The sequence below is a fragment of the Rhizobacter koreensis genome (assembly GCF_013366375.1).
In the GTDB taxonomy this organism is placed as follows: Bacteria; Pseudomonadota; Gammaproteobacteria; order Burkholderiales; family Burkholderiaceae_C; genus Schlegelella_A; species Schlegelella_A koreensis.
The window spans coordinates 218,618-232,434 of sequence record NZ_JABWMJ010000003.1; the positions used below are offsets into that span (position 1 = coordinate 218,618).

Consider the following 13,817-nt stretch of genomic DNA (forward strand, 5'->3'; position numbering starts at 1 on the left):
GTCGGCCTCAGCGCGGTTCCCGACCTCCGGCCGCCCACGTGCGGCCACCCACTCACAGGGAGTCCCATGCAAACCATCACCGTTCCGAGCGCACCCCCGGCGACCGTGCTGCGACCCGCCACCCGACCTGCCGGCAGCCCCTCCGCGTACGAGGGCTATCAGATCCTGCGGCGCAACGGCGCGGTGGTCGCGTTCGAGCCGAACAAGATCGCGGTCGCGCTGATGAAGGCCTTCCTCGCGGTGCACGGCACGCAGGGCGCCGCGTCGGCGAGCGTTCGCGAGACCGTCGACGGCCTGACCGAGTCAGTGGTGCGCGCGCTGCTGCGCTCGCGCCCGGGCGGCGGCACCTTCCACATCGAGGACGTGCAGGACCAGGTCGAGCTCGGCCTCATGCGCGGTGGCCACCACGAGGTCGCACGTGCCTACGTGCTGTACCGCGAGCGCCGCGCGCAGGAGCGTGCCAAGGGCGGCCGCGCTCCAGAGGCCGTCGAGCCGGCGATCACGGTCACCGACCGCGGTCAGCGCGTGCCGCTCGACCTCGGCCGTCTGCAGACGCTCATCGAATCGGCGTGTGCCGACCTCGGCGTCGACGTCCGCCCCGAGCCGATCCTCGCCGAGACCAAGCGCAACCTGTACGACGGTGTGCCGATCGACGAGGTGCACAAGGCGGCGATCCTCGCCGCGCGCACGCTGATCGAGCGCGACCCGGGCTACAGCCGCGCCACCGCACGCCTGCTGCTGCACACGATCCGCCGCGAGATCGTCGGCGAAGAGCTGCTGCAATCCGACATGGCGCTGCGCTACCCCGACTACTTTGCGCAGTTCATCAAGCGCGGCGTCAACGCCGAGCTGCTCGACGAGCGCCTGATGCAGTTCGACCTCGCCCGGCTCGGCGCCGCGCTGAAGGCCGATCGCGACCTGCAGTTCGACTACCTCGGCCTGCAGACGCTCTACGACCGCTACTTCCTGCACGTCGACGACGTCCGCATCGAAATGCCGCAGGCGTTCTACATGCGGGTGGCGATGGGCCTGGCCCTGGGCGAGGTCGACCGCGAGGCGCGCGCGATCGAGTTCTACGAGGTGCTCTCGACGTTCGACTTCATGAGCTCGACGCCGACCCTGTTCAATTCGGGAACGCGCCGCTCGCAGCTTTCGAGCTGCTATCTCACGACGGTGGCCGACGACCTCGACGGCATCTACGAGGCGCTCAAGGAGAACGCGCTGCTGTCCAAGTTCGCCGGCGGTCTGGGCAACGACTGGACCAACGTGCGCGCGCTCGGCAGCCACATCAAGGGCACCAACGGCAAGAGCCAGGGCGTGGTGCCGTTCCTGAAGGTCGTCAACGACACCGCGGTCGCGGTCAACCAGGGCGGCAAGCGCAAGGGCGCGGTCTGCGCGTACCTCGAGACCTGGCACCTCGACATCGAGGAGTTCCTCGAGCTGCGCAAGAACACCGGCGACGATCGCCGCCGCACGCACGACATGAACACCGCCAACTGGGTCCCCGACCTGTTCATGAAGCGCGTGATGGAAGGCGGCGAGTGGACCCTGTTCTCGCCGAGCACCTGCCCCGACCTGCACGACAAGTTCGGCACCGACTTCGAGGCGGCCTATACCGCCTACGAAGACAAGGTCGCGCGCGGCGAGATCAAGCTCTTCAAGAAGATGAAGGCGGCCGACCTCTGGCGCCGCATGCTGACGATGCTGTTCGAGACCGGGCACCCCTGGATCACGTTCAAGGACGCCTGCAACGTGCGCTCGCCGCAGCAGCACGTCGGCGTCGTGCACTCGAGCAACCTCTGCACCGAGATCACGCTCAACACCAGCGAGACCGAGATCGCGGTCTGCAACCTGGGCTCCGTGAACCTCGCGCATCACGTCAAGGACGGTCGGATCGACCATCCCAAGCTGCAGCGCACCATCGCCACCGCGATGCGGATGCTCGACAACGTGATTGACATCAACTACTACGCGGTGCGCAAGGCGCGCGACTCGAACCTGCGCCATCGCCCAGTCGGCCTCGGCATCATGGGCTTCCAGGACGCCCTCTACGAGACCGGGACGCCGTACGCGTCGGAAGCCGCCGTCGAGTTCGCCGACCGCTCGATGGAGGCGGTGTGCTACTACGCCTACTGGGCCTCGACCGAGCTCGCCGCCGAGCGCGGCCGCTATTCGAGCTATCGCGGCTCGCTGTGGGACCGCGGCGTGCTGCCGATGGACACGCTCGATCTGCTCGCCGAGCAGCGTGGCGGCTACGTCGACATCGACCGCAGCAGCGCGCTCGACTGGGACGCGCTGCGCCAGCGCATTGCGGTGCACGGCATGCGCAACTCGAACTGCGTCGCGATCGCGCCGACCGCGACCATCTCGAACATCGTCGGCGTCAGTGCGTCGATCGAGCCGTCGTTCGGCAACCTGTCGGTCAAGTCGAACCTCTCGGGCGAGTTCACGGTGGTCAACGAGTACCTCGTTCGCGACCTCAAGAAGCTCGGCCTCTGGGACGACGTGATGGTCATGGACCTCAAGCACTTCGACGGTTCGCTGCGCCGCATCGACCGCGTGCCCGAGAACCTGAAGGCGCTGTACGCGACCGCGTTCGAGATTGAGACGCACTGGCTCGTCGAGGCCGCCGCGCGGCGCCAGAAGTGGATCGACCAGGCCCAGTCGCTCAACATCTACATGGCGGGCGTCTCGGGCAAGAAGCTCGACGAGACGTACAAGCTCGCGTGGCAGCGCGGTCTCAAGACCACGTACTACCTGCGCACGATGAGCGCGACCAACGCCGAGAAGTCGACGGTGAAGTCGGGTCAGCTCAACGCGGTGTCGAGCGGTGCCGGCAGCGACGGCCTCGCGGCCGCGCCAGTTAAGGCCGCGCGCCCCGCGCCGGCCGAGACGCTCGCGCCGACGGCGGTCGATGCGGCCAGCGACGTCAAGTTCTGCGCGCTCGACGACCCGGGTTGCGAGGCCTGCCAGTAAGGGCTCGATCGCTCCGACGGCAACGTTGGTCAAAAGGGTCGATGCGATGCTGCAACAAGGCTTCGCGTTGCCCTGCCGATCGTCGTGCAAACCGTCAACAAGTACTTGGGCTTATCGCCTGAGACTCTCATAATTCGACGCACAGGAAATCATCACGATGTTGGTCTGGGAAGAAGACATCAAGCCCGCGAAGCCCAACCTCGCGGGAGCACCTCAAGGCCCGCTGGCGGTGCCGCCGGTCGCACCATCGTCGCCGTCGCTCAGCCTTCCCGAAGCCGATCCGATCAGGCTCGGTCAGGCATCGGTGCCGCCCGCCGCGCGCGCCGCGGCAAGCGTTGCATCGAACGCCGCCAAGCCGGTCAGCACGCGCCGCGTGCGGGCGGCCGACAAGCGCATCATCAACGGCGAGACCGACGTCAACCAGCTGGTCCCGTTCAAGTACAAGTGGGCGTGGGAGAAGTACCTCGCCACCTGCGCGAACCACTGGATGCCGCAGGAGGTGAACATGTCGCGCGACATCGCGACGTGGAAGAGCCCGACCGGCCTCACCGAAGACGAGCGCCGCATCGTCAAGCGCAACCTCGGCTTCTTCGTGACCGCCGACTCGCTGGCGGCCAACAACATCGTGCTCGGTACCTACCGGCACATCACCGCCCCCGAATGCCGGCAGTTCCTGTTGCGCCAGGCGTTCGAGGAGGCGATCCATACGCACGCCTACCAGTACATCGTCGAATCGCTCGGGCTCGACGAGAGCGAGCTCTTCAACGCGTACCACGAGGTCGCATCGATCCGCGACAAGGACGAGTTCCTGTTGCCGTTCATCGAGGCGATCATGGATCCGAACTTCCACACCGGCACGATCGAGAACGACCGCACGCTGCTGAAGTCGCTGATCGTCTTCGCTTGCCTGATGGAAGGCCTCTTCTTCTACGTCGGCTTCACGCAGATCCTCGCCCTCGGCCGGCAGAACAAGATGACCGGCGCGGCCGAGCAGTACCAGTACATCCTGCGCGACGAGTCGATGCACTGCAACTTCGGCATCGACCTCATCAACCAGATCAAGGCCGAGAACCCGCAGCTCTGGACCGCCGAGTTCAAGGCCGAGATCCGGAGCCTGTTCGAGCAGGCGGTGGCGCTCGAGTACCGCTATGCCGAAGACACCATGCCGCGCGGCGTGCTCGGCATGAACGCGTCGATGTTCAAGGGGTACCTCCGCTACATCGCGAACCGCCGCGCCACCCAGATCGGCCTGGAGGAACTGTTCCCCAACGAGGAGAACCCGTTCCCGTGGATGAGCGAGATGATCGACCTCAAGAAGGAGCGCAACTTCTTCGAGACCCGCGTCATCGACTACCAAAGCGGAGGCGCGCTGTCGTGGGACTGACGCCGGACACGCGACAGGACCTGCGTCCTGTCGCGTGCCTGCGTCAGCCCCGGGCGCTTGCAAGCGCCCGGGGTGAGCCGGACCGCAACGGGTCATCTCACCACCAAATCGGCGCAGGCCCGCAACCTGCCTAACACACCGACAACAAGGACAGAACGAGACCAAGTGACTCGTCGAGCGATCAAGACCCGCCAGACGCGATGCACCGACACAGAAGCGGTGCGGGCGGCTGGCTTTCCCATTCATCGCACCGGCGACGCCCCTCCTGGGCAGTCGCGGGCGATGAATAGCTGCGGGGCCGGCCCGAGCCGCCCGCGGTTCCTTTCCACTTGATCAAGGAGAACGTCATGGCAACTGCGAAAAAGGCGACGGCCAAGAAGGCGGCCGGCAAGACCGCGCCCGTGAAGAAGGCGGCAACCGCGAAGAAGGCGACCGCGAAGACGGCGCCGATGAAGAAGATGGCTGCCAAGAAGGCGAGCGCCAAGAGCACGGCCGGCAAGACGGCAGGCGCGAAGACGGCTGGTGCCAAGAGCGCCGCCGGCACCCGCACGAGCGCCAAGAGCGCGGGTGCGAAGACGGCGGTCAAGAAGGCCGCGACCAAGAAGGCCGCCGCCAAGAAGGCGCCCGCGACCAAAAAGGCCCCGGCCAAGAAGGCGGCCGGCAAGAAGGCCGCCAAGAAGGCGTCGGGCGGCACGGCGGCGGCTCCTGCGTCGGCACCTTCGGCACCGGCGAAGACCTCGCTCAGCCCGCAAGCCGCGTGGCCGTTCCCGACGGGCAGCAAGCCCTGACGAGCGGCATACGCCTCTGTCAAGCCCGGCTTCGGCCGGGCTTTTGTTTTCCCGAGCGCGAACGACGTCGCGGTGAGGTCGAGCCGCCGCGCATCGCAGGCGGCAACGACGGCTCCTGATCAGCCGAGCCGTGCGGAATCGAGCGTGTGGTTCTGGCCGCCGCGGCTCGCGATCTTGATCGCACCGAGGCGATTGCCGAGCTCGGCGCAACGCGCGAGCGCCCAGTCGCGCTCGAGGCCGTAGAGCAGGGCGGCGCGGAACGCGTCACCGCACCCGGTGGGGTCGACCACCGCATCGGCCTTGACGCCGGGCACCAGGGTGCGCACACCTTGCTGCCACACCTCGCAGCCCTCGGCCCCGAGCGTGACGACGACGCCGCGCAGATGCGAGCGCGAGAGCGCCTCGATCGTGGTGCCGACGCGGTCGCACAGCATGCGTGCCTCGTAGTCGTTGAGCGCGACCCAGCTCGCCTGCTCGACGAAGCGCGCGAGTTCGGGTCCGTCGAACATCGGCAGGCCCTGACCCGGATCGAAGATGAACGGCACGCCCGCGTCCGCCAGCTGGGCGGCATGCTGCAGCATCGCGTCGCGGCCGTCGGGCGCGACGATGCCGATGCGGATCGACGCATCGGCGGGAACCGCGGTCTCGTGCGCCGATTGCATCGCGCCCGGGTGGAACGCGGTGATCTGGTTGTTGTCGACGTCGGTGATGATGATCGCCTGCGCGGTGAACGCGTCGTCGACCTGCCGGATCAGGTCGGTGCGGGCGCCCCAGCCCGCGATGCGCTCGACGTAGCCGGCGCCGTCGCCGCCCACCGCTGCCATCACCACCGGCTCGCCGCCGAGCTGGGCCAACGAATAGGCGATGTTGCCGGCGCAGCCGCCGAACTCGCGCCGCATCGTCGGTACGAGGAACGACACGTTCAGGATGTGCAGCTGCTCGGGCAGGATCTGCTGTGCGAAGCGGCCCGGGAAGGTGGCGATGGTGTCGAAGGCGAGCGAGCCACAGATCAGTGCAGGCATGGTTTGGGGTGGGGCGGTTCAGGGGTAGAAGATTTCGACGGTGTAGCCGGTGACGCGCGCCTCGCGCACCGCCAGCAGCGCGTGCAGCGCGAGTTCGCTGCCCGGTTGCAGCAGGGCCGGCGCGCCGAGCTCGCGGGGCGTCAGCATGCGGCGCGCGACCAGGGTGCCGGCCGAGTCGGTGAGGCGCAGGTCGAACGATGGCATCGCCAGCGCGACCGTCCCGCGGCTGCGCAGCGTCACGCTCAGGCGGAAGGCGTCGAGCGTGGGATCGCGCAGCAGCGCGCTGCTGTCGAGCGTGATCTGGTCGATCGCGCGGGGGGCCTCGACGCGGCAGCCGACGAGGCCGCACCAGGCTTCGAGTGCGCCACGGGTCGCCGGCACCCGCGCCGCGAGCGCGTCGCGAAAGTGGTGAGCGATCTGGCCGAGCAGGACGAGCGCGGCGGCGGCGACGATTGCGATGAGCAGCGCACGCGCGCGACGGCCCTGCCAGCGGGACGGACGTTCGGGGACTTGCAGGAAGGTGGGGAGGTCGCCGGGAGAGGCCGCCGCACTCTCGGTGGTCGTGACCGGCTCGGGCGATTCGAGAGCGGCCGGGATCGAGCTCGCAGCGTCGCGGCGCTCGACCCGGTCGCCGGGACCGGTGCTGTCGTCGCCGTGACTGCGCTCGCGTTGGTCGGCGCGCTCTCCGAGCTCGCCGGAGCCCGCGTGGCTGGCCGGAACGAGCCAGTGCTCGGCGGCATCGGCGTCGCCGTCGGCGTGTACCCGCCCCTCGCCTACCTGGCTGCTTGCCAGAGTGGTCGCGGGAGTCGCATGGCCCGGGTCGGCGAACACGACGTGGATCTCCGGCGAGGTGTCGTGCGCGCTGTCGGGCAGCGGCTCGGCGGTTCTCGAGGCGTCCCCAGGCGGCAGCGCGGGCGGCTCATGGGGGCCCGGGCCGGATGGCTCGGCGCGGTCCGGCTCGATCGCCGACGACGCCGGAAAGCTTGCGGCCGGCACCACAGAGGCTGGGTCGGCCTCGTCGGACGGCCGCTGATCCGGTGCCGCCGTTTCGCGCGCCGGCAGCGCAGCGCCCGCAGAGCCTGGAGCCGCCGGCGTCGATACGGAGGCTTCATCGAGGCTGCTGGCCGCCGACGCAGCGTGCGCCGGAATTTCGGCGCCTCCCGACCCGGTGACAGGATGCTGCGGACTCGGGTCCGGCCCGGCGAGCGCCTCGCCGGCCTGCGCTGTCTCGCCAGGCGCCGGGAGGCGCGCGGCAGGTGCCTGCGCGACGTCGGTCGACTCGCGGGCGAGCAGGGCGCCCATCGAGGGCGCGGTGGTGTCCGCCTGGTCGACCGGTGCGGTGCCGCTGGGCAGCGCCTCGGATTCGCCGGCCATACCCAGGTCGGCCGACGGACCCGGCGCGTCGACCAGGCCGATCCGGAACGGCCCAGGCTCGGCCAGCGGCTCGGGCGACGTCGCACCGCTGCCTGCGGTCAGGCCGAGCACCGCAGTCGAGGCGGCTGCGACGGCATCGTCGCGCGAGCCGGGGGTCGCCTCTGGCGCAACGGCTTTCGCGTCCGGCGACGTGTGCGGGCGTGTCGGCGCTGGCGATGCCGCACCGGTCGGCCCCGGCGACGCTTCCCGGGATTCGGCAACGTCCGGGGTCGGTGCGAACGGGGTTCGGCCCCGCTCTGAAGGATCCGAGGGGAGCGGCTCCGCGCCCAGCTCGATCAGCCCCGCGCGGCCGTTGAAGACCTGGTTGCACTGTCCGCAGCGAACCCAGCCGTCGGAGACCTTGAGCTGGTCCTCGACGACCCGGAATGCCGTTCCGCAGAACGCGCAGCGCGTCGCGAGGCTCATCGCCGCTCAGGCCCGACCGGGCGGGCCGGCGCGCCGGCCGGTCAACAGCACCCAGCCGTCCTCGCGGTCGGCGACGTCGATGTCGAGCCAGGGCGCGTAGGCGGCCTTCAGGGCGTCGGTCTGGCGCTCCAGGATGCCGGCGAGGATCAGGTCGCCGCCGGGCGCGGCGAGGTCCGACAGAAGGGGGGCGAGCAGGGTCAGCGGCGTCGCGAGGATGTTGGCGATCACGAGGTCGTACGGTCCGTTCGCGATCTCGGGCGCGCCGACGTGCACGCGGACGCCGTTCGCCTCGGCGTTGGCACGCGTCGCCTCGAGCGCCGGCGGGTCGATGTCGACCGCGTCGACTGCTCCGGCGCCGCACAGCATCGCGCCGATCGCGAGGATGCCGGAACCGCAGCCGTAGTCGATGACGCGCTGCCAGCGCGCGCCCGGCGCGTCGCCCGGGCCGGCTCGTTCGGCGATCCAGCGCAGGCACATGCGCGTCGTCGGGTGCGTGCCGGTGCCGAACGCCAGCCCGGGGTCGAGCCGGATCACGCGGGTGGCGCCGGCCGGCGGCTCGTGCCAGCTCGGCACGATCCAGAAGTTTTCGGCGACGTGCACCGGCGCGAACTGCGACTGCGTGCGGCGCACCCAGTCGACCTCGTCGACGTCGCGGATCGACTGCACCGCGGCGCCGTCCTCGGCGAACGCGGCCATCACCGCGGCCGCCGCGGCGGTGGCGTGGTCGTCGCTCGCGAACAGCACCTTGACGACGGCGTGCTCCCAGCTCGTGTCGTCGGCGGTGGAGCCGGGCTCGCCGAACAGCGGGCGCTCGTGGTCGGTGCCGGCATCGGCGTCTTCCACCGACACCGACAGCGCGTCGTGGACGTCGAGCAGCAGGTCGGACGCCGCCTCGACGATCGACGCCGGGGCGCTGAAGGTCAGCTCGACCATCGTGCCGCCCGCCCTCAGCGCTTGTGCCGGTCGAGCCAGCCTTCGAGGTAGTGGATGCTGGTTCCGCCCTCGACGAACTTGGTGTCGACCATCAGGTCGCGGTGCAGCGGGATGTTGGTCGAGATGCCTTCGACCACCGTCTCCGACAGCGCGGTGCGCATGCGCGCCAGCGCCTGCTGGCGGGTGTCGCCATGGACGATGATCTTGCCGATCATCGAGTCGTAGTTGGGCGGAACCACGTAATTGGTGTACGCGTGCGAGTCGACCCGCACGCCGGGGCCGCCGGGCGGGTGCCACATGGTCACGCGGCCGGGCGAGGGCGTGAACTTGTACGGGTCCTCGGCGTTCACGCGGCACTCGATGGCATGGCCGCGGCACGGCACGTTGCGCTGCGCGAACGGCAGCTTCTCCCCGGCCGCGATGCGGATCTGCATCTGCACGATGTCGATGCCGGTGACGAGTTCGGTGACCGGGTGCTCGACCTGCACCCGGGTGTTCATCTCGATGAAGAAGAACTCGCCGTTCTCGTAGAGGAACTCGAAGGTGCCGGCGCCGCGGTAGCCGATCTTGCGGCAGGCGGCGGCGCAGCGTTCGCCGATGCGCTCGATCAGGCGCCGCGGCACGCCCGGGGCCGGCGCCTCCTCGATGATCTTCTGGTGGCGGCGCTGCATCGAGCAGTCGCGCTCGCCGAGCCAGACGGCGTTCTTGTGCTGGTCGGCGAGCACCTGGATCTCGATATGGCGCGGGTTCTCGAGGAACTTCTCCATGTAGACCGCGGGGTTCCCGAACGCCGAACCGGCTTCCGCGCGCGTGGTCTGCACCGCCGACAACAGCGCCGCCTCGGTGTGGACGACGCGCATGCCGCGCCCGCCGCCGCCACCGGATGCCTTGATGATCACCGGATAGCCGACTGCGCGCGCCGCCTTGATGACCTCGGAGGGCTCATCGGGCAGGGCGCCGTCGGAACCCGGCACGCACGGCACACCCGACTTGATCATGGCCTGCTTGGCCGAGACCTTGTCGCCCATCAGCCGGATCGACTCGGACGTCGGGCCGATGAAGGTGAAGCCGCTGCGCTCGACGCGCTCGGCGAAGTCGGCGTTCTCGGAGAGGAACCCGTAGCCGGGGTGGATCGCCTCGGCGTCGGTCACCTCGGCGGTCGCGATGATCGCCGGCATGTTCAGGTAGCTCTGCGCCGACGGCGCCGGGCCAATGCAGACGGCTTCGTCGGCGAGCTTGACGTACTTGGCGTCGCGGTCTGCCTCGGAGTAGACGACCACCGACTTCACGTCGAGTTCGCGGCACGCGCGCTGAATGCGCAGCGCGATCTCGCCCCGGTTCGCGATCAGGATTTTCTTGAACATGGATTCTCGGCTCGGCCGCGCGTCGTCCGACGGCGGCTCAGTCGATGATGAGGAGCGGCTGGCCGAACTCGACCGCCTGGCCGTCCTCGCAGAGGATCTCGCGCACCGTACCGGCCTTGTCGGCCTCGATCTCGTTCATGATCTTCATCGCCTCGATGATGCAGATCGGATCGCCGACCTTGACGGCCGCGCCGACCTGCACGAAAGGCGCCGCGCCCGGGCTCGCCGCGCGGTAGAAGGTGCCGACCATCGGCGACTTGACCGGGTGCCCCGGGTCGGGAGCTTCCTCGGCGAGACGGTCGCCGCCCACTGCCGCCGCGCCCGAACCGTTGCCGTTGCCGTTGCCGTTGCCGTTCAGGCCCGCCGGCATGGGTGCCGCGACCCAGGTGCCGGCTGGCGCCGGCGCTGCCGCAGGGCCGGCCTTCACGATGCGCACCTTGCCGTCGGCCTCGACGATCTCGAGTTCGGAGATGTTCGAGTCCGACACGAGATCGATCAGGGTCTTGAGTTTTCGCAGATCCATTCAGCCCGCTCCGCCAGAAAAAGCCGGCGCGAGCGCCGGCTTGAGATCAACACGCCACTGGCCCGTAGAGCCGCAAATCGTTGGCGAAGCGCGAGACTTTACGCCGAATGCTCACCATTCCCGGGCGTTGACAAAGTTTCGTTCGTGCCGCGCGATCACCGTGTCAGACCTCGATCGCCTTCCAGCGTTCGAGGTCGGCGGCCGTCAGCGCCCCGGTCTTTCGCTCGCGCACCCGCCCGTGCGAGTCGAACAGCACGCTGTAAGGCAGGCCGCCGGCGGTGTTGCCGAGCCGACGCGTGAGTTCGACGCCGCCGTAGCCGCCGAGCGCGACCGGCAACGCGAGCGCGTGCTGCTTCACGAACGCGCCGACCGCCTGGGCGTTGTCGATCGCGATCGCGAGCACCTGCCAGCCCTTGGCGCGCTGCTCGGCATGGAAGCGATCGAGCAGCGGCATCTCCTCGACGCAGGGCACGCACCAGGTCGCCCAGAAGTTCACCACCAGCGGGCGGCCGCGCAGGCTGTCGAGCGCGAGCATGCCGGCGTCGCCGGGCCGTTGCAGACTGACCCCGCCGAGGTGTTGCCCGAACTCGTCGGCCGCGCCGGCGCGCCAGACGCCGAAGCCCACGCCGGCGGTGACCGCCCCGCCCGCGAGCGCGCCGGCCAGAAGGCTGCGCCGCTTCACGCGTCGTCGGCCGCGAGCGCGCGCGCCCCGGCCAGGTCGCCGCGCAGCGAGCGGCCGCCCGCGTCGAGCTTGAGCGCGCCGCGCAGATCGTCGTAGTCGAGGATCGTGAAGAGCACCACCACCCGCATGCCGAGCTCCCGGCTCGTCGTCGCGACGCTCAGCACGTCGAGCGTCCTGCCGTTGGGCCCGGTGGTGCTGCCGACCTCGTAGTCGACGTCGAGGTCGAGCAGCGCGAGCTCGGCGGCCTTCGAGTCGTCGCAGAACAGGTCGATGTGGATATCGTTGCGACGGGTCGCCGTGCCGCGCCAGACTGCGCCGGTGAGGTGAGGGCGGAAGCGCTCGAGGCGCTCCATCCAGCGGATCGCGATGCGGCGCAGTTCGGCGAGCTCGGCCGGCTGTGTGTCGGCGCAGAAGAGGGCGATGTACTCGCGCACGTCGTCCTCGACGGCGTCGTTGCCGGGCAGCTCGCTGCTGCGCGGGTTGGCGCCCAGATCGCGCGCCGCGCGACGCTTGGCGGCGCCGTAGTCGAGGCCCTCCTCCACGACGAGGCGGGCCGCGCTCGCGGCGATTTCTTCGGTCAGGCGCGATGGCATCGGGCGATTCTAGGGACCGGCCTCAGGGCAGGTCGACCGCACCCATCCGCGCCGCGATGGTGCCGGCGCGCCCCGTCACGTACGAGGAGCCGGGACGTTTCTCGAAGCGCTTGGGTGCCGGCAGCATCACCGCCAGTTGCGCGGCCTGGCCGGGCGCGAGCTGGCCGGCGCTGCGCCGGAAGTAGTGCCCCGCGGCGGCCTCGGCGCCGAACACGCCTTCGCCCCACTCGACGTTGTTGAGGTAGATCTCGAGGATGCGCGACTTGTCGAGAAAGGCCTCGAGCAGGAAGGTGATCGCGAACTCCTGCGCCTTGCGCGGCAGGTTGCGTTCGCCGCTCAGGAACAGGTTCTTGGCAAGCTGCTGCGTGATGGTCGAGCCGCCGACCACCTTGGGTTCGACGGCTTTGGCCGGCGCCAGCGGCTTGCCGGGGTTGCGTGCGGCCTGTCGTGCGGTGCGCTGCGCCTGGCGCTCGGCGGCGCGCGCGGCGACCTGCTCGGCGCGCTGGTTGCGGCCCCACGCCTTGTCGATCGCGTCCCATTCGACGCCGTCGTGATCGACGAAGCCGGCGTCTTCGGACGCGATCACCGCACGCTTGAGGTGGTTCGAGATCGCCGGGTAGTCGACCCAGCGCTGGCTCCAGCCCGAGCCGGCGCCGGTGGTCGCGAGGCGCCAGGCCTCCGAGCGCTGGAACGCGGTCGACTGCGGGTCCACCACGGCCATCGCGGCGACCCGCAGCGCGAAGTGGATCTGCAGCGCGAGGAAGGCGAGCAGCACCAGCGCCAGCCAACGGCCGAGCGAGGCGCGCAGCGTCATCGCGCGGGTGCCGTGTCGACGCGCTCACGCAGCGCGGCGAGCACCGCGGCGGTGGCGGGGCGCCGCCCGCGCCACATCGCGTACGCCTCGGCGCCCTGCTCGACCAGCATGCCGAGCCCGTCGCGCCCGGTCGCGCCCTGCGCCTCGGCCCACCGCAGGAACCCGTGCGCCGCGGGCCCGTAGGCCATGTCGACCGCGAGCCCGCCGGCTCGCAGCACGCCCTCGGGGAGCGCGAGCGACGCACCTTTGAGGCTGCTCGCGCTCGCGTTGACGACGAGGTCGAAGCCGCTTCCGCAGTCGTCGAGCGGCGCCGCCGCCAGGCGGGTGCGCGATCCCGCCGGCTGCGCATCGACGACCGGCCGGTGACGCTCGACCAGCTCGACCGCGCGCCCGACGCTGCGGTTGGCCACCACCATTTCCGCAGGCCCGGCGCCGAGCAGCGGGCCCAGCGCACCCGCCGCGGCGCCGCCGGCGCCGACCATCAGCACGCGGCGACCGGCGAGCGGCACGCCCGCGTTGCGCTCGATGTCGACGACGAGGCCGATGCCGTCGGTGTTGTCGCCGAGCCAGTCGGCACCGTCGAAGCGCAGCGTGTTGCACGCGCCGGCCAGCCTGGCACGCGGGCTGTGACGCGTCGCCAGCGTGCACGCCTCGAACTTGAACGGCATGGTGACGTTGCAGCCGCGACCGCCGCCGGCCGCGAACGCGCGCACCGCGTCGGCGAAGCCATCGAGCGCGCAGAGCAGGCGACCGTACTCAATGCGCTCGCCGAGCTGCGCGGCGAACGCCTGCTGCATGAACGGCGACTGGCTGTGCTCCACCGGGTTGCCGAGCACCACGTAGCGGTCGACGGCGTCGCTCATCGGCGCGGACCGCTCGCGCGGCCTCGGCTGGGGCAG

General features: G+C 70.2%; 12 protein-coding genes. 3 read left to right on the plus strand and 9 right to left on the minus strand.

Annotated elements, in window-relative coordinates:
* The first annotated feature begins 66 nt into the window (after window positions 1–66).
* The 3 genes from HQN59_RS07965 (at window position 67) to HQN59_RS07975 (ending at window position 5,148) form a co-directional block, all read left to right on the plus strand.
* On the plus strand, window positions 67–2,976 hold the full coding sequence (locus HQN59_RS07965) for a ribonucleoside-diphosphate reductase subunit alpha (protein WP_176067905.1): 2,910 nt from the start codon (window positions 67–69) through the stop codon (window positions 2,974–2,976).
* A gap of 157 nt (window positions 2,977–3,133) precedes the next feature.
* Window positions 3,134–4,360 (plus strand): ribonucleotide-diphosphate reductase subunit beta, encoded by a 1,227-nt coding sequence (locus HQN59_RS07970; RefSeq protein ID WP_176067907.1) that lies wholly within the window; start codon window positions 3,134–3,136, stop codon window positions 4,358–4,360.
* Window positions 4,361–4,707: 347 nt separating this feature from the next.
* Window positions 4,708–5,148: a histone gene (locus HQN59_RS07975; protein WP_176067909.1), complete on the plus strand. Its 441-nt coding sequence runs from the start codon at window positions 4,708–4,710 to the stop codon at window positions 5,146–5,148.
* Between the two features lie 119 nt (window positions 5,149–5,267).
* Here the strand turns inward: HQN59_RS07975 and HQN59_RS07980 are convergent, their stop codons facing one another.
* From HQN59_RS07980 to aroE, 9 genes are all read right to left on the minus strand, one after another.
* Window positions 5,268–6,170 (minus strand): carbohydrate kinase family protein, encoded by a 903-nt coding sequence (locus HQN59_RS07980; RefSeq protein WP_176067911.1) that lies wholly within the window; start codon window positions 6,168–6,170, stop codon window positions 5,268–5,270.
* A gap of 18 nt (window positions 6,171–6,188) precedes the next feature.
* Window positions 6,189–8,009, minus strand: coding sequence for a zinc-ribbon and DUF3426 domain-containing protein (locus HQN59_RS07985; RefSeq protein ID WP_176068455.1), 1,821 nt, complete (start codon window positions 8,007–8,009; stop codon window positions 6,189–6,191).
* Between the two features lie 6 nt (window positions 8,010–8,015).
* Window positions 8,016–8,942 (minus strand): 50S ribosomal protein L11 methyltransferase, encoded by a 927-nt coding sequence (gene prmA, locus HQN59_RS07990; protein ID WP_176067913.1) that lies wholly within the window; start codon window positions 8,940–8,942, stop codon window positions 8,016–8,018.
* A gap of 14 nt (window positions 8,943–8,956) precedes the next feature.
* Window positions 8,957–10,306 carry an acetyl-CoA carboxylase biotin carboxylase subunit gene (accC, locus tag HQN59_RS07995; protein ID WP_176067915.1) on the minus strand — a complete coding sequence of 450 codons (1,350 nt, stop codon included), beginning with the start codon at window positions 10,304–10,306 and terminating at the stop codon, window positions 8,957–8,959.
* 37 nt (window positions 10,307–10,343) lie between these two features.
* Window positions 10,344–10,829: an acetyl-CoA carboxylase biotin carboxyl carrier protein gene (accB, locus tag HQN59_RS08000; protein ID WP_176067917.1), complete on the minus strand. Its 486-nt coding sequence runs from the start codon at window positions 10,827–10,829 to the stop codon at window positions 10,344–10,346.
* A gap of 163 nt (window positions 10,830–10,992) precedes the next feature.
* Window positions 10,993–11,511: a redoxin family protein gene (locus tag HQN59_RS08005; RefSeq protein ID WP_176067919.1), complete on the minus strand. Its 519-nt coding sequence runs from the start codon at window positions 11,509–11,511 to the stop codon at window positions 10,993–10,995.
* The gene (locus tag HQN59_RS08010) at window positions 11,508–12,104 is read right to left on the minus strand and encodes a hypothetical protein (protein ID WP_176067921.1); all 597 of its coding nucleotides are present in this window, start codon (window positions 12,102–12,104) and stop codon (window positions 11,508–11,510) included. Before HQN59_RS08010 ends, HQN59_RS08005 begins: the two co-directional genes overlap by 4 nt.
* 22 nt (window positions 12,105–12,126) lie before the next feature.
* On the minus strand, window positions 12,127–12,918 hold the full coding sequence (locus HQN59_RS08015) for a transglycosylase domain-containing protein (RefSeq protein ID WP_176067923.1): 792 nt from the start codon (window positions 12,916–12,918) through the stop codon (window positions 12,127–12,129).
* Window positions 12,915–13,781: a shikimate dehydrogenase gene (gene aroE / locus HQN59_RS08020; protein ID WP_176067925.1), complete on the minus strand. Its 867-nt coding sequence runs from the start codon at window positions 13,779–13,781 to the stop codon at window positions 12,915–12,917. Before aroE ends, HQN59_RS08015 begins: the two co-directional genes overlap by 4 nt.
* Between the last annotated feature and the right edge of the window lie 36 nt (window positions 13,782–13,817).

Excerpts from the sequence above, each read along its gene's own strand:
- accB (WP_176067917.1), bottom strand. The coding sequence starts at position 10,829 with ATGGATCTGCGAAAACTCAAGACCCTGATCGATCTCGTGTCGGACTCG.
- prmA (WP_176067913.1), bottom strand. The coding sequence starts at position 8,942 with ATGGTCGAGCTGACCTTCAGCGCCCCGGCGTCGATCGTCGAGGCGGCG.
- HQN59_RS07985 (WP_176068455.1), bottom strand. The coding sequence starts at position 8,009 with ATGAGCCTCGCGACGCGCTGCGCGTTCTGCGGAACGGCATTCCGGGTC.
- HQN59_RS07980 (WP_176067911.1), bottom strand. The coding sequence starts at position 6,170 with ATGCCTGCACTGATCTGTGGCTCGCTCGCCTTCGACACCATCGCCACC.
- HQN59_RS08015 (WP_176067923.1), bottom strand. The coding sequence starts at position 12,918 with ATGACGCTGCGCGCCTCGCTCGGCCGTTGGCTGGCGCTGGTGCTGCTC.
- aroE (WP_176067925.1), bottom strand. The coding sequence starts at position 13,781 with ATGAGCGACGCCGTCGACCGCTACGTGGTGCTCGGCAACCCGGTGGAG.
- HQN59_RS07975 (WP_176067909.1), top strand. The coding sequence starts at position 4,708 with ATGGCAACTGCGAAAAAGGCGACGGCCAAGAAGGCGGCCGGCAAGACC.
- accC (WP_176067915.1), bottom strand. The coding sequence starts at position 10,306 with ATGTTCAAGAAAATCCTGATCGCGAACCGGGGCGAGATCGCGCTGCGC.
- HQN59_RS07965 (WP_176067905.1), top strand. The coding sequence starts at position 67 with ATGCAAACCATCACCGTTCCGAGCGCACCCCCGGCGACCGTGCTGCGA.
- HQN59_RS07970 (WP_176067907.1), top strand. The coding sequence starts at position 3,134 with ATGTTGGTCTGGGAAGAAGACATCAAGCCCGCGAAGCCCAACCTCGCG.
- HQN59_RS08010 (WP_176067921.1), bottom strand. The coding sequence starts at position 12,104 with ATGCCATCGCGCCTGACCGAAGAAATCGCCGCGAGCGCGGCCCGCCTC.